13 protein-coding genes are annotated in these 15364 nt (G+C 31.4%); 8 read left to right on the top strand and 5 right to left on the bottom strand.

What is annotated here, in order from left to right:
* Positions 1–37: 37 nt before the first annotated feature.
* From B2989_RS13370 to B2989_RS13360, 3 genes are read right to left on the bottom strand one after another with little or no spacing between them, the layout of a single operon-like run.
* On the bottom strand, positions 38–751 hold the full coding sequence (locus tag B2989_RS13370) for a hypothetical protein (RefSeq protein WP_292949337.1): 714 nt from the start codon (positions 749–751) through the stop codon (positions 38–40).
* A 38-nt stretch (positions 752–789) separates the two neighbouring features.
* Positions 790–2469 (bottom strand): gamma-glutamyltransferase, encoded by a 1680-nt coding sequence (gene ggt / locus B2989_RS13365; RefSeq protein ID WP_292949334.1) that lies wholly within the window; start codon positions 2467–2469, stop codon positions 790–792.
* On the bottom strand, positions 2466–3065 hold the full coding sequence (locus B2989_RS13360) for an acyl carrier protein phosphodiesterase (protein WP_292949331.1): 600 nt from the start codon (positions 3063–3065) through the stop codon (positions 2466–2468). Before B2989_RS13360 ends, ggt begins: the two co-directional genes overlap by 4 nt.
* Before the next feature lie 40 nt (positions 3066–3105).
* On the opposite strand from B2989_RS13360, the gene B2989_RS13355 reads away from it, so the two are divergent.
* Genes B2989_RS13355 through B2989_RS13345 form a run of 3 tightly spaced genes read left to right on the top strand, consistent with a single transcriptional unit; the run spans position 3106 to position 7087 of the window.
* Positions 3106–4176 (top strand): acyltransferase family protein, encoded by a 1071-nt coding sequence (locus B2989_RS13355; RefSeq protein WP_292949328.1) that lies wholly within the window; start codon positions 3106–3108, stop codon positions 4174–4176.
* Positions 4173–5561, top strand: coding sequence for a phosphoglucosamine mutase (glmM, locus tag B2989_RS13350; RefSeq protein ID WP_292949326.1), 1389 nt, complete (start codon positions 4173–4175; stop codon positions 5559–5561). Before B2989_RS13355 ends, glmM begins: the two co-directional genes overlap by 4 nt.
* A gap of 26 nt (positions 5562–5587) precedes the next feature.
* Positions 5588–7087 (top strand): aminotransferase class V-fold PLP-dependent enzyme, encoded by a 1500-nt coding sequence (locus B2989_RS13345; RefSeq protein ID WP_292949324.1) that lies wholly within the window; start codon positions 5588–5590, stop codon positions 7085–7087.
* A gap of 85 nt (positions 7088–7172) precedes the next feature.
* Here B2989_RS13345 and B2989_RS13340 read toward each other — a convergent pair whose 3' ends face one another.
* A complete protein-coding gene (locus tag B2989_RS13340) occupies positions 7173–8063 on the bottom strand; it encodes a lysophospholipid acyltransferase family protein (RefSeq protein ID WP_292949323.1) in 891 nt (296 codons plus the stop codon).
* Positions 8064–8126: 63 nt separating this feature from the next.
* On the opposite strand from B2989_RS13340, the gene B2989_RS13335 reads away from it, so the two are divergent.
* Positions 8127–8762 carry a rhomboid family intramembrane serine protease gene (locus B2989_RS13335; RefSeq protein WP_145001277.1) on the top strand — a complete coding sequence of 212 codons (636 nt, stop codon included), beginning with the start codon at positions 8127–8129 and terminating at the stop codon, positions 8760–8762.
* Here the strand turns inward: B2989_RS13335 and B2989_RS13330 are convergent.
* Positions 8759–9271 carry a peroxiredoxin family protein gene (locus B2989_RS13330; protein WP_292949322.1) on the bottom strand — a complete coding sequence of 171 codons (513 nt, stop codon included), beginning with the start codon at positions 9269–9271 and terminating at the stop codon, positions 8759–8761. The two genes, B2989_RS13335 and B2989_RS13330, sit on opposite strands and share 4 nt — an antisense overlap.
* A 64-nt stretch (positions 9272–9335) precedes the next feature.
* Between B2989_RS13330 and mnmE the strand changes: the two genes are divergently transcribed.
* From mnmE to B2989_RS13310, 4 genes are all read left to right on the top strand, one after another.
* Positions 9336–10727, top strand: coding sequence for a tRNA uridine-5-carboxymethylaminomethyl(34) synthesis GTPase MnmE (gene mnmE / locus B2989_RS13325; protein ID WP_292949321.1), 1392 nt, complete (start codon positions 9336–9338; stop codon positions 10725–10727).
* Positions 10728–10759: 32 nt separating this feature from the next.
* Complete coding sequence (locus tag B2989_RS13320; RefSeq protein ID WP_145001313.1) at positions 10760–11119, top strand: hypothetical protein; 360 nt, start codon at positions 10760–10762, stop codon at positions 11117–11119.
* 258 nt (positions 11120–11377) lie between these two features.
* Entirely contained in the window at positions 11378–12769 is a 1392-nt protein-coding gene (locus B2989_RS13315) for a PAS domain-containing protein (RefSeq protein ID WP_292949320.1), read from the top strand.
* Between the two features lie 33 nt (positions 12770–12802).
* The gene (locus B2989_RS13310) at positions 12803–15331 is read left to right on the top strand and encodes an ATP-binding protein (protein ID WP_292949318.1); all 2529 of its coding nucleotides are present in this window, start codon (positions 12803–12805) and stop codon (positions 15329–15331) included.
* The last annotated feature ends 33 nt before the right edge of the window (positions 15332–15364 follow it).

The following is a 15364-nucleotide window of genomic DNA, read 5'->3' as shown; positions in this document are numbered from 1 at the left end:
CGTTTTAATGTTAGTCAAAGGATAACTACTGCTTATGTTATTTAGTGCCTTTAACGTCTCCTATATCAAAACCAAAAAATAATAATTGATGGTTGGTAGGTAACTCTGCTTTAGACTCGGTTGTTTTCCAATCACTCCATGTGGCTTCCAAACCTCCAATAGGTAAAATATCAACCCACATTTTAAATTTTGTAGGTTTATAATTGTCATCTAAAATCCATAAATAAGAATCTCCAGGAGTAGAGCCTCCTTTAGAGTAAGTCACCATTAAAGCATCTTTACCATTATGCTTAACAATGCTTCTAGACGTACCATGGTCAAATACTTTATATGGTGCAACTAACCAAAAGGAATCGTTGTTAAAGTAGTCTGTTGCTGTTTGGATAAGTGCTTCCTTCTCTTTAGTATTAACGTCTTGCTTGTTTATAAAAACTTGACTTTTAGACGGATTGTTAAGGTCTAATATTACCTTGTTTTTTTTCCAATAGACTTCACAGCTATTCTCTTTTTTATTCCATTTGTAGTGGTGTTTTTGGCTAAAGGTCCATTCTAAATTATTAGTAGCTTTGTACGCGTCAGCGTTTAAAGATATTAGCATTTTATGTGCTAAAATATCAGCTTTTTCTGTTTGATTACCAATAGGTAAATCTTCGTTATATTTAAAGTAAACAAATCCAAAAAACAGCAAACTTGGTAATGTAAAAAAGATGATTACACCAGCTATTATTTTTAGTACTTTTTTAAGTTTCATTTTGTAAAAATTATTTTGTTTTAAATTTAGTAGACTGTTTAAAATCCAATAGCAGTGTCATCACCACGCTTATCTGCACCACCTTCTAATTGACCATTATCTAAAACTAAGATGCCATCTACTTTACCAATAACGTCAGCATTTTTTTCGGTAATGGAATAGCCTTTTTGCTGTAATTGAAGGACTAGATCTTTTGAGAAAGAGTTAGGTTCCATTCTAATTTGGTCAGGTAACCATTGATGATGAAATCTGGGAGCATTTACAGCTTCTTGCATGGTCATATCATATTCATGCACGTTTAAAATAGTTTGCATTACAGATGTTATTATTGTGGATCCTCCAGGAGTCCCTAAAGTCATATATAGTTTGTCGTTTTTTTCTACAATCGTTGGCGTCATAGAGCTTAACATACGCTTTTCTGGTAAGATGCTATTAGCTTCTGCACCAATTAATCCATACACGTTAGGCGTTCCAGGTTTGCTGGAAAAATCATCCATCTCGTTATTAAAGAAAAACCCTAATTCTGGACTATATAATTTTGAACCATAACCAGAATTTAAGGTGGTTGTCACAGCTATAGCATTACCAAATTGATCAACGATGGAGTAGTGCGTGGTCTCATCACTTTCAATAATATCAACTTTTCCATGAGAAATGGTACTAGAAGGTGTCGCTTTTTCAAAGGTGAAGTCAGCCATTCTGTTTTTTAGGTAAGCATCACTTAACAATTGGTCATGAGGTATTGTAACAAAATCTGGATCTCCTAAATAAAAACTACGGTCTGCGTACGCACGTCGCTCAGCTTCGGTAATAACCTGAATACTTTTAAGACTATTGTGCCCAAATTCATCTAAATTAAAATCTTCAATTTGCTTTAGTATTTGAGCTAAACAGATACCACCACTTGAAGGAGGTGACATGGATATAATATTTAAATTATCGTATTCAAATGTAATAGGTTTACGCCATATGGCTTGATAACTTGCTAAGTCGTCAACCGTAATTACGCCACCATTAGCTTGTATAAAGCTTGCTAATTTTTTAGCGGTTTTACCTTTATAAAATTCGTCACGACCATTTATCATTATGGCTTCAAGTGTTTTTGCTAAGTTTGGTTGTTTAATGGTGTCTTTTGCTATCCAATTTTTTGTGAATAATATTTCGCTTTTATTGACTGCTAAAAAAGCTTCTTTTTTTTCTTCTAATACAGCTTGATCTTTTTGTGAGACCACAAAACCACGATTTGCTAAATCAATGACAGGCTGCATAATGTCTTGTATAGGTAAAGAACCAAATTTTTCGTGCACTTCAAATAATCCTGCGATTGTACCAGGCACACCAACAGCAAGTCCACCTTGAGTACTTAGATTAGGAATAACATTTCCTAAACTGTCTAAATACATATTTTTGGTTGCTAGCTTTGGTGCCTTTTCGCGATAATCCAATGCGCCAATCCTACCATCCTCCAACCGATAAACCATAAAACCACCACCACCAATATTGCCAGCATAAGGGTAGCAAACAGCTAATGCTAAATCTGTAGCTATCATGGCGTCAAAGACATTTCCACCTTGTTTTAAAATAGCAGTTCCAATTTTAGATGCTTCTTCTCTTGCTGAAACAACCATAGCCTGTTTGGTAATTAATCCACGTTTGTTGTTGTTTTTACAACTAAAAAAAGTAATACAAATTACAAAAAGTATGGCTAAATTTTTCATTGGTCCTTAGTTTGTAAAGTCTTTAATGTTTGTTTGGTAAAAGTGATAAGCTCATCAAAAAAGCTAGTAAATTCTGTTTCAAATTCGTTGTAAAATTCTTCTAATTCATTGACAGCTAAATTCATTTTAGAACGGTTTTTAGTACGTCTATTCATGCCTTCCAATACTTTTGTTATTCCCTCAATGGACGCATAGCTTAGCAGCCAATTGTCTGCTAAAAGATGAGGCATCATTTTTTGAATTCGGGAAGGTAAGATTTCAAAATTATTTTCAAGCGTATCGTAAAAGTCATCTACATAGTCTGCTAAAGGCACGTCTGAGTATTTTGGCCAGTTTTTTGCTAAATAATGGTCGTATAAAATATCGACTATCACACCAGAATAATGTCCATAATTTTTGTGTAGTCGTTTTGTGCTTTTTCTTACTGTAGGATGTGCATCAGTAAAAGTGTCGATTTGTCTATGTAATAAAATGCCAATTTGGATGTCTTGTGGGTAATCTTTATATTTTTTTCCTCTTATACCATCTGCTATAAAGTTACCAATGGTAATCATTTTGTCGTTTCCGGAAAGATAAATGTGTGCTAGAAAATTCATCTTATAAATATATGTATTTTTACCCTGTAAATTTTATAATTTGAAGCGATTACCCAATTTAGATGTATTACGGTTTGTGTTAGCCACATTGGTTGTGTTTTTTCATTTACCACAATTGTGTCGTAATCAAGGACTTCCGTACTTTTTGGATGCACCTATATTTAATCGAGGAGTAGAAGCAGTATATATGTTTTTTGTATTAAGTGGTTTTTTAATAATTAAAACTATTTATAGTAGTAAACAGCGCGATGCTTTTTCTATACGTAAATTTTACATGCGTCGTGTATTACGGATATTTCCGTTGTATTATTTGGTAGTCATTTTTGGTTTTGTGTTTTATTGGATTATTTTACCAGAATTAGAAATACCATTTGCAAATAATTATCCTTTATGGGATGGTTTATTAATGTCCATGTTTTTTTTACCCAATGTATTTGCTAAGCTTTACATGCCTGGAGGTATTTTGGAGGTGTTGTGGTCTATTGGTATTGAGGAGCAATTTTATATTATAGTTGCTCCAGCTTTATTTTTGGTAAATAAAAATAGGGTTTTACAATTTTTAATAGGACTAACGGGTTTGTACTTTTTAATATTTCATTTAAGCCTTTTTAGTGTTCTTAAAAGTTTTAAAATGGTTTTTTTCTTTTTGTTTTTTGGCGGAATTGTAGCAGTTTTAGAAGAAAAAAAGAAGCTTCAGTTTTTTAAAAATAATAAGATTTACCCAATAATAATAGGCGTTTTGGTATTGGTGTATTTTGTAACAGATATATTTCATTCAACAGACACTTATATATTTAACCTAATAACTATGGTGTTATTTGGGATGTTTATCCACACGATAGCGTATAATAATCTAGGTGTTAACATCCAAAATAAATCACTCAATTACTTGGGGCAAATATCTTATGGATTATATATGTTTCATGTAATCGCATTAAACGCTGTAGTTTTCTTATTTTTGAAGCTACAAATAGATACAATTTTTAATGACTGGTTAACAATAGTTTTAATTTATATGTTAACTTTTGCATTTACTATTATAATGGCACATCTGTCTTATAAATATTTTGAAACCTATTTTTTAAAATTAAAAAACAAATTTAGAGAATGACACTTATAAAATCTATATCAGGAATTAGAGGAACAATTGGAGGATCAGTTGGTGATAATTTAACACCAATAGATGCAGTAAAATTTGCATCAGCTTATGGTACTTGGCTAAAACAACAACGCGACAAAAAGGATTATAAAGTGGTCGTTGGTCGTGACGCACGTTTATCTGGAGACATGATTCAAAACTTGGTAATGAATACATTAGTAGGATTAGGTATTCAAGTTGTGGACTTAGGTTTATCAACAACACCAACAGTTGAGATTGCTGTGCCAATGGAACATGCAGATGGTGGGATAATATTGACTGCCAGTCATAATCCAAAACAATGGAATGCTTTAAAATTATTAAATGCTAAAGGTGAATTTTTAGATGGTGCAGAAGGACAGAAAATTTTAGAGATTGCAGAGTCTGATAGCATGACTTTTGCTGAAGTTGATGATTTAGGAGAGATTACTAAAAATGATGCTTATATAGACATACATATTGATGAGGTTTTAGAATTGGAATATGTAAACCAAAAAGCAATAGAAAACGCAAATTTTAAAGTAGTTGTGGATGGTGTAAATAGTACAGGAGGAATTGCAATACCTTTATTGTTGGAGCGTTTAGGTGTTGAGGCAGTAAAATTATATTGTGATCCAACAGGTCATTTTCCGCATAATCCAGAACCTTTAAAAGAGCATTTAGGAGATTTATCTAATGAAGTTAAAAAGCATAATGCCGATTTTGGAATTGTTGTCGATCCAGATGTTGATCGCTTAGCTTTTATGGATGAAAATGGCGAAATGTTTGGTGAAGAGTACACTTTAGTTGCATGTGCTGACTGGGTTTTAAGTCAAAATCCAGGTAATACGGTAAGCAATATGAGCTCAACCAGAGCGTTGCGTGATGTGACTGAAAAACATGGAGGTACATATGAAGCTTCTGCAGTTGGAGAGGTTAATGTAGTTACTTTAATGAAAAAAAATAATGCAGTTATTGGAGGAGAAGGTAATGGCGGAATTATATATCCAGATTCACATTATGGACGTGATGCATTAGTTGGTGTTGCTTTATTTTTAAGTTTGTTAGCCGAAAGAAAATTAAGTGTTAGTGAACTTAGAAAAACTTACACAAGCTATTTTATGAGTAAGAAAAAAATAGAATTAACGCCAACTTTGGATGTTGATGCTATTTTAAAAGCAATGGAAGATAAATACAGCAATGAAAATTTAACAACCATTGATGGTGTTAAAATAGACTTTGCAGAAAGTTGGGCACACTTACGAAAAAGTAACACAGAGCCAATTATTAGAATTTATACAGAAGCTAAAAGCCAAACAGAAGCAGATAGTCTAGCAGATAAAATTATTTCAGAAATCAAGGAAATTGCTAATATTTAGTATTTTTATTTAACAAGTAGTTAGTTATGCACGTTACAAAAGCCCAAAGAACAGAGAAATCAGAATTAGAAGCTTATTTTTCTAAATTTAGACAGCATATTGTAGGTATAAATCAAGAGTTTGAATCGCCTTATGGATTACAAAAAATGGTCTATACAGATTGGACAGCTTCTGGACGTTTATATAGACCAATTGAAGATAAACTATTAAATCAATTTGGACCTTTTGTAGCTAATACACATACCGAAACTACTGTCTCTGGAACAGCCATGACAAACGCCTATCATAAAGCTAGGCAGATTATTAAAGGACACGTTAATACTAATGCAGACGACGTTTTAATTGTAGCAGGAAACGGAATGACAAGTGTAGTCAATAAGTTTCAGCGTATTTTAGGATTAAAAATTCCAGAAAACTTAAAAAGATTTACAACTATTCCTGACGAGATTCGTCCTGTGGTATTTGTAACACATATGGAGCATCACTCTAACCACACATCTTGGTTAGAAACTATGGCTAAAGTGGAGGTTATTCCTGCAGGAGAAGATGGGTTATTTAGCTTGAGTAATCTTGAAATATTATTAGAACAATATAAAGATTATCCACTTAAAATAGCTTCAGTAATAGGAGGAAGTAATGTCACAGGAATTGAGACGCCTTACCATCAAATTGCAAAATTAATGCATAAAAATGGAGGTGTATGCTTTGTGGATTTTGCATGTTCTGCACCTTACGTAAATATTAATATGCATCCAGAAGATGAAGACGAAGCTTTAGATGCTATATTCTTTTCGCCTCACAAATTTTTAGGAGGTCCTGGTACTTCTGGTGTTTTAGTTTTTAATAAAAAACTATATAAAAACATGATACCTGATTGTCCAGGAGGAGGTACTGTTAGTTGGACAAATCCTTGGGGAGAACATAAATATATTGACAATATAGAAGATCGAGAAGATGGTGGTACTCCAGGTTTTTTACAAACTATAAAGACTGCTTTGGCCATAAAGTTAAAGGAGCAAATGGGAGTAAAAAATATGTTAGATAGAGAGCATGAGTTGCTAAACCAAGTATTTTCTAACTTGGATCATGTAGATAATATTAAAATATTAGCAGGAGATCAAAAAAAACGATTAGGAGTGGTTTCCTTTTACATCGATAATTTACATTTTAATTTAGGCGTAAAATTATTAAACGACAAATTCGGAATTCAAACACGTGGTGGTTGTAGTTGTGCAGGTACTTATGGCCATTATTTATTACATGTAGACCAAGAGCAATCACATAGTTTGGTAAATGAGATATCATTAGGTGATTTAATTCGTAAACCAGGTTGGATACGTATGTCAATACACCCAACAACAACCTGTAATGAAATAGATTATGTGTGCGAAAGTTTAATAGCTTTAGCAGAAAACCATGAAGAATGGGCTAAAGACTATGAATACAATAAAGCAAATAACGAGTTTATCCATAAAACGTTTGTGCCTAAAAACGATGTAAGAGTCAATGATTGGTTTCAGCTTTAATTAAAAAACGAATAAGATTTACTAAAATTAATCAGTTTGTCGTTAAAAAAAACACTCACAACTTTAAAAATTGTGAGTGTTTTTTTTATTTAAAATCCTCAGGAGTTTTATCACGATGTTTCCATCGTTTATGTGTCCATAAATAATATTGAGGTGCTTCGTGTATTTGTTTTTCTACTAATTTAAAAAAAGCATCAGTAATCTCGTAGTCTTTAAAGTCGTTTGGGTTTTCAGCTAGAGTTGTAAAAGTGGTTTGGTAGTAACCTCTTTTAATTCGTTTTACAGCAAAATATACAACAGCCATATCCAATTGCTTAGCTAAAAGTTCGGCTCCTGTATGAGCAGGTACGTTAATACCCATAAATTCTAACCAATGGTGAGCTTTCCAAGGTTTTGGGCTTTGGTCAGATACAAAACCATTAATAGTTAATTCACCATTATTTTTTGCACGTAATAAGGTGCTAAAGGTTTCTTTGGTGGTAATTAAATGAGAATTATATTTGGCTCTAATACGTTTAACTAGTTTGTCAAAATATTTATTTTCTAACTTTTTATATACTGCATAACCTTTGTGATTTACATGGTTTTGTAATATAAAAATCCATTCCCAACTTCCATAGTGCGCACACATTAACACAATACTTTTATTAGATATACTGTATTGATTAACTTCTTCAATGTTAGGAAAAGTCATGCGTTTCATCATTTGCTTTTCTGTAATAGTTAAAGACTTAATAGCCTCTACAACCATATCACATAAGTGATGATAGAATTTTTTTCTTATTTCTTTAATTTCGTCCTCAGACTTATCAGGGAAAACTAGGTTTAAATTCTCTTTAACCGTTTTTTTTCTGTAGCCAATGATGTAATAGATTAAAAAATATAAACCATCAGAAAATGCATATAAAAGCCTAAACGGAAGTATAGAAATTAACCATAAAAAAGGATAAATTAAAATATAAGCTAATAATTGCATGAATACTTGTTAATTTTGCGAGAGCAAATATATGCTATATTTGATATAAAGTTAAACTAGACAATGGGTAATTTAAATTTAATAACTATAATAATAATTGCAGCTAATGTTATTATCTCTTACAAAGGGTTTGAAGATTATAGTTTTTTTGAAAAATATAAATTTAATGTTGGTGCTATAAAAAGAGGTGAACAGTTTAGAATATTTAGTTCTGGATTTTTACATGTTAATCCACAGCACTTGCTGTTTAACATGATTACGCTTTACTTTTTTGCTTGGTTGGTCATTGCTAGGATTGGCGAAACTAAATTTATAATCATCTATTTAGTTAGTTTAGTAGCAGGAAGTTTACTGTCTTTAGTGTTTAATAAAGACAATTACCATTACAGTGCAGTTGGAGCTAGTGGAGCAGTAATGGGTGTTATTTATTCTGCTATTTTGTTTGATCCTTGGATGGAAATTAATTTTATAATTCCAGGTTGGGTTTTTGGTATAGGATATTTATTGTATTCTATTTACGGAATGAAAAAACAGATAGGTAACATTGGTCACGATGCCCATTTTGGAGGTGCTGTAGGAGGTTACGTTACAACGCTTATTATTGCACCTTGGTTGTTACAGACTGACTTGACAATGGTGTTGGTTTTAGCCATACCAATTGTAGTATTATTTGTTATGCAAAAATTAGGTAAAATTTAGTTAGTTAAAATTTCTGCAATCTTATCTTCTAAAGCTTTTCCGCGTAAGTTTTTAGCAATAATTTTTCCATCACCATCTAAAATGTATGTAGCAGGAATAGATCTTACACCATATGCTACAGCGATTGGTTCTTGCCATCCCTCTAAACTAGAGACGTGTTTCCAGGTTAATTGGTCTTGTGCAATTGCTTTTAACCAACGGTCTTCTTGTCCTTTTTTATCTAGAGATATTCCAACAATTTCTAAACCTTTGTCGTGGTATTGATTGTACATTCTAACTACATTTGGGTTTTCGCGTCTGCAAGGACCACACCAGCTAGCCCAAAAATCCAATACAATTACTTTAGCGTCAACATTATTTAAAGATAGGTCTTTGCCTTCAGGAGTTTTGGATGTAAATGTTGGAGCATAATCACCAATTTCGGTACCAAAAACAAGTGGTTTTGAAGGTTCTTGTTTACAAGAAAAACTTAATGTTGCAACTAGTAAAAGTAGTATGTATGGTTTCATGATTTAAATATTTCTTACAAATATAAAATATATAAATTGAATATTTTATGTCTATTTTTGCATTATGATTTATAACGATACAATTGTAGCATTAGCAACCGCTTCAGGAGCAGGAGCAGTAGCCATTATTAGGTTATCTGGTAAGGATGCTATAGCTATTGCAGACCGCTGTTTTGAGTCTGTAAAAAGTAATAAAACACTTTTAAACCAAAAAACACATACCATACATTTAGGGCATATTGTTGATGACAAGCGTACTATAGATCAAGTTTTGGTTTCGGTTTTTAAAAATCCAAACTCGTATACAGGTGAAGACGTTGTAGAGGTGTCTTGTCATGGTTCTATTTATATTCAGCAAGAAATTATTCAATTGTTTTTAAGAAATGGTTGTAGAATGGCTAATGCTGGAGAGTTTACTTTACGTTCATTTTTAAATGGGAAATTAGATTTAAGTCAAGCAGAAGCTGTGGCAGATTTAATTTCTAGTGATAATGAAGCGTCACATCAAATTGCGATGCAACAAATGCGTGGTGGTTTTTCTAGCGAAATAGCTAAATTAAGAGCAGAATTAATGAATTTTGCTTCGTTAATAGAATTAGAATTAGATTTTGCAGAAGAGGATGTGGAGTTTGCAGATCGTACGCAGTTTCAAGCTTTAGTTGAAAAAATCACCTTTGTTTTAAAACGATTGATAGACAGTTTTGCTGTAGGAAATGTTATTAAAAACGGTATTCCTGTTGCTATTGTAGGAGAACCAAATGTAGGAAAGTCAACCCTTTTAAATGCACTTTTAAATGAAGAAAGAGCAATTGTAAGCGATATTGCTGGTACAACTAGAGATACTATTGAAGACGAGTTAGTTATTGATGGTATAGGCTTTAGATTTATTGATACTGCAGGAATTAGAGAAACTAAGGATGTTGTTGAAAGTATTGGGATAAAGAAAACCTTTGAAAAAATGGAACAAGCCCAAGTGGTTGTGCTTCTATTTTCTGCTGAAGAGTTTAAAACAGAAAGTAAAAGATTAAAGGTAGAAATCGAAAAAATTAAAAATAGATTTCCATTAAAGCCACTTTTGATTATTGCCAATAAAGTTGATACTTTAAATTCGGAAGAATTAGATCGACTAAAGCTTCAGTTTGAAAATGTCCATTTACTATCCGCTAAATCTGGTATAGGAGTAGAGGAGTTAAAAGAGAAATTGATTGGTTTTGTAAATACAGGTGCGCTTCGTAATAACGAAACAATTGTGACAAATACAAGACACTATGACTCACTGTTAAAAGCTTTTGAAGAAATTCAGAAAGTAAAATATGGCCTAGAATCGGGCTTGTCAGGAGATTTATTAGCAATAGATATTAGACAAGCGCTGTACCATTTTGGCGAAATTACTGGTGAAATCACTAGTGATGATTTACTAGGTAATATTTTTGCTAATTTCTGTATTGGCAAATAAAGAAAGCTATCCAAAAAACACAATTTCTAAAAATGACAATTAACCAACTTCCAGGAACCTATAATATAATTGGTAGTAATCAAGATGTGGAAGGTGTAACCTATAAAGGTCAATTAAGCCTGACCTTAGACCAAAACAATCGAGTGGTAGCTAAATGGTTAATTAATAACAGTCAGGAACAGTTTGGTACAGGTTTTTTTAAAGATAATATTCTTGTTATAAATTTTAATTATAAAGGAGAGGATGACGCAATTTATAAAGGTGTTGTTGTTTATAAGTGTATTACTAATGATATATTAGAGGGATTTTGGTCTGAAAAACATGGTAATCCTTTATTTTTAGGTCAAGAACGATGCTTTAGAATAGTAACCAACAACCAATTAGTAAATTAAGTAGGTTATTATTAGGTTAAGTTTGTATTGTTGCACTTCAAATTCGGTAATAATTTAAATAACTGTAAATCAATAATTTGAAATTATTAATGTAGCTTGTTTTTGGTGCTTGTTATCCCTTGTTTGTAGTAAGATTGCAAAAAAACATTCGTGGTTTTAAATAAATTCATTTATCTTTTAAGTGTAAATTGTTGATTTTTAATTTTTAATTAATCAATGGATTGTCATATAATGTTTTAAGAGTAACAATATGTTTTTATGAGCGATACAAACACTAAATTAGTAGAACAATTACAGCATCTATATGGATTTTCTGATAATTTTATAGAGTCGCTTCAAGATGGATTAATAATAATAACGCCTAAAGGCGAAATTGTTTTAATAAATGATGCCTTATGTCGTTTAACAGGTTATGATAAAACAGAATTGGCAGGAGCCTTATTACCTTTCCCTTTTTGGCCTCCAGAGCTGCATGACGATTATAAATCGCTTTTTAATAAGCTTTCAAAAGAACATGTTAAACGAGAATTTAAAGTTATTTACATGCACAAAAACGGGAAACGCTTTCCTGTTACTGTCTTTTTTGCAAGCATAAAAAACAATCAAGATAAGGTCATAGCCTATATTGGCTTTATTCAAAATATAGAAGGTGTTGATTATAAAACATTAAATAATCAATCTGATAATCAAGAAGTTTTTACAATTTTAAATTATCGAAAAAAATATTTAGACTTAGTACTAGAGCGAAAAATAAATCAACAATTACAAATCACTTTAAATAATATATCTGATGGATTTGTCACTTTAGACGAAGATTTATGTTACACCTACATTAATGATAAAGCAATAGAATTAATAGGTAAAAAAGGAGTGGATTTAATTGGCGAAAACATATGGAAAGCATTTCCAGAGATCATAGGACACCCTTTTTACAAAACATGTTGCAAGGCACTTGAAACCCAAACAACACAATATTTTAGAGGACATTTTAAGCCTTATGAAAAATGGTATGATTGCCGATTTTATCCAACAGCTAAAGGAGGTGTAACTATTTATTTTCTAGATATTTCTGAACAAGAAAAAACAGAAGAATTATTAACTGAAAGCAAGAACGATTTAAATGCAATAATTAATAACATTGGTGATCCATTATTTGTAAAAGATGACCAAAGCTGTTTAATCTTAGTAAATGATGCCTTTTGTAAAATGTTTGATACTAATAGGGAATTTGTAATTGGTAAAACATTAGCCGAAGACGTTACAGAAGAAGAGCGAGAAGCTTTTTTAAAAGTAGATAAAGAAGTTTTAAAAACGGGAATTGAAAACATAAGTGAGGAAACCCTTACAGTTAAAAATAGTGATACTAGAACTATTTCTACAAGAAAAACAAGATATGTTGATACAAATGGAAGTAAATTTATAATTGGTACGATTAGGGATATTACTAATCGTAAAAAAACAGAAGTAGAATTAGATTTATATAGACATCAATTAGAAGAGCTTGTTAATAGTAGGACAGAAGAGATAAATATCAAAAATGCCGAATTACAGCGCATGAATAAACTATTTATTGGGCGAGAATTAAAAATGAAAGAACTAAAAAACAGAATTGGTAAACTAAAAGAGGAAAACGATAACTTAACTAAATAGTAATATCTTAACTGTTTTGATTCTTAATTATATATGAAGCGTACTCCATTTTATTCAATATTAAAAAAACCATTAGTTGCTGGTTTTGTAACGTTTGCATTATTATTGTTTTTAACACAATATATAACGTTTCAAAAATACTACATTAACGATAATAATCAGAAAAGAGAAATTACTAATCAAGTAAATTTAATTAAAGAAAAATTACAATCTTTAATTATGTTTAGTTATTCAGCAACTAAATCTCTTGCATATATAGTAGAAAGAAACGGAATTCCTGATGATTTTGATGATATAGCTGTAGAGTTGTTAAACCGTAGTAAATATTTTGATGTTGTAGAGTTAGTAGATCGTCAAGGATTTATAACCCATGTCTATCCATTAAAAGATAATAACGTTATTGGATATAATATTATAGATAGCAAGGAGGCTAGTAGTGGTGCTTTAGCAACAATTAAAAGAAACGATTTTTTTATAGCAGGACCAGTTAATCTTAAACAAGGAGGTGTTGGAATGGTCAGTCGTCAACCAATTATTATCGATTATAAATTTGCTGGGTTTTCTGCAGTGGTTACTAAATTATCAACTTTTTTTAAAGATTTAAGTATAGATCCTTCCAATAATAAGCAATACATCTATCAATTATCTAGAGTAAACCAAAAGACAGGAGAAGAGGACTATTTTTTAGATAATGATGTTTCTGGTTACAAAGCGTATGCTGTGCCAATAGAGATGACATTTGGCGAGTGGAAGCTGTATGTAATTCCCACAAAACATGATTTTAATACAGCAATTATTTTTGCTATCGTCGGGTTTTTATTAACCCTATTAAGCAGTTTTGGCGTATGGTACTTTGCAGGACGTTCAGAACGCATTCATAAATTAATTAACATCGAGCTTAAAAAGCAGAAGTCACAATTAACTAAAGTATATGAAACTAGTAGGAGACAAATTAAACAAAGTGAGTCTAACCTAAATAAAGCCCAACGTATAGCCAAACTAGGTAATTGGGAGCTTTGCCTAGAATCTAGCAAGCTTACTTGGTCTAAACAAATGTTTAGAATTTTTAAAAAAAACCCAAAACATTTTAAAGTTACACATCAAGCAATGTTGGATATTATACATCCAGAAGACAGGGATTTTGTATCCAAAACATATTCTGATTCACTAATAAATAAAGTACCATATCGTATCACTTACCGCTTAAAGTTAGAGGACGATCAAATTAAATATATAGATGAACAATGCGAAACCATTTATGATAAAAATCAAGTACCAGAAAAATCATTTGGAATAATTCAAGATGTCACAGCGCGAATAAAAAATGAAGAAGTGCTTAAAAAAAGCGAACTACTTTATCGTAGTTTAACCTCAAACGCTCCAATTGCAATATTTAACATAAATCATAAAGGCGAGTGTACCTATGTAAACGAACATTGGATTAAATTATCAGGTATTAGTTTTGAAGACGCTATGGGTCAAGGTTGGTTAGAAGCTTTTCATCCAGAGGATAAAAAAAAGGTGATTGCAGAATGGGAAAAGGCAATGACAACAAATATCAAATTTAAAACAGATCTTAGATTTAAAGATAATACAGGTAAAATTACATTTTTAACTGTAAAGGCTACAAAGCTTTTAGATGAAGAAAATAATGTTTTTGGATATATTGGTATAGCCTCAGACATTACAGAAAGAATAAATAATGAGAAAGAATTATTAAAATATAAAAACAATTTAGAAGAGTTAGTTAACGTCAGGACAGAAGAGCTTAATGACAGTAAAGATGCTTTACTAAACCTTCTTGAAGATCTAAATTTCCAATCCCTAGAGTTAGAAAAAGAAAAAGCTAAAGCACAATCTGCAGATCTAATGAAATCCGCATTTTTAGCCACAATGTCGCATGAGTTAAGGACACCAATGAACTCTATTATAGGATTTACAGGTATTTTACTAAAAGAGTTAGCTGGTCCATTAAATCCAGAACAAAAAAAGCAAATTAAAATGGTTAAAAATAGTGGAGAGCATCTACTAGGTTTAATTAACGATATTTTAGATATTTCTAAAATTGAAGCAGGTAAATTAAAAGTGACTTATAATAATTTTGATTACTTAGCTTCATTAGAAAATACAATTAACTTTTTGCAGCCTCAAGCTTCAGCAAAAGGAATTACTATTTTACCTCAAATTTCAACCTTAGATATCGTTTTAAATAGTGATGAGGTCAGAGTGGAACAAGTATTATTAAACCTAATGTCTAACGCTATAAAGTTTTCAAAAAAAGGAACCATAACAGTTAAAGTAGATATAAAAGACAATAATCTTATTACACAAGTTATCGATCAAGGTATTGGAATACATAAAAATGACATCAATAAACTGTTTGTGCCATTTACTCAGTTAGAAGGTGGTTTGGATAGACACCATGAAGGCACAGGTCTGGGCTTATCAATTAGTAAAAACTTAATTGAAAAACTAGGAGGTACAATATCTGTAGAAAGCACCTTAGGAGAAGGTAGTAATTTCACCTTTTCACTACCATTAAAGCCTTCTGGTAGTAAATAATACTGTCAAAAATTATTTTAAATACTAAAAAAT

Origin of the sequence: Olleya sp. UBA1516, from assembly GCF_002323495.1 — a bacterium.
GTDB lineage: Bacteria > Bacteroidota > Bacteroidia > Flavobacteriales > Flavobacteriaceae > Olleya.
Note: the sequence above shows the minus strand (reverse complement) of the source record. Positions and strands in the feature narration are given on the sequence as shown.

What these genes read in the sequence shown, in the direction of transcription:
- B2989_RS13315 (WP_292949320.1), top strand. Translation starts at nt 11,378, where the DNA reads ATGAGCGATACAAACACTAAATTAGTAGAACAATTACAGCATCTATAT.
- ggt (WP_292949334.1), bottom strand. Translation starts at nt 2,469, where the DNA reads ATGAAAAATTTAGCCATACTTTTTGTAATTTGTATTACTTTTTTTAGT.
- B2989_RS13345 (WP_292949324.1), top strand. Translation starts at nt 5,588, where the DNA reads ATGCACGTTACAAAAGCCCAAAGAACAGAGAAATCAGAATTAGAAGCT.
- mnmE (WP_292949321.1), top strand. Translation starts at nt 9,336, where the DNA reads ATGATTTATAACGATACAATTGTAGCATTAGCAACCGCTTCAGGAGCA.
- B2989_RS13360 (WP_292949331.1), bottom strand. Translation starts at nt 3,065, where the DNA reads ATGAATTTTCTAGCACACATTTATCTTTCCGGAAACGACAAAATGATT.
- B2989_RS13330 (WP_292949322.1), bottom strand. Translation starts at nt 9,271, where the DNA reads ATGAAACCATACATACTACTTTTACTAGTTGCAACATTAAGTTTTTCT.
- B2989_RS13320 (WP_145001313.1), top strand. Translation starts at nt 10,760, where the DNA reads ATGACAATTAACCAACTTCCAGGAACCTATAATATAATTGGTAGTAAT.
- B2989_RS13335 (WP_145001277.1), top strand. Translation starts at nt 8,127, where the DNA reads ATGGGTAATTTAAATTTAATAACTATAATAATAATTGCAGCTAATGTT.
- B2989_RS13340 (WP_292949323.1), bottom strand. Translation starts at nt 8,063, where the DNA reads ATGCAATTATTAGCTTATATTTTAATTTATCCTTTTTTATGGTTAATT.
- B2989_RS13370 (WP_292949337.1), bottom strand. Translation starts at nt 751, where the DNA reads ATGAAACTTAAAAAAGTACTAAAAATAATAGCTGGTGTAATCATCTTT.
- B2989_RS13310 (WP_292949318.1), top strand. Translation starts at nt 12,803, where the DNA reads ATGAAGCGTACTCCATTTTATTCAATATTAAAAAAACCATTAGTTGCT.
- glmM (WP_292949326.1), top strand. Translation starts at nt 4,173, where the DNA reads ATGACACTTATAAAATCTATATCAGGAATTAGAGGAACAATTGGAGGA.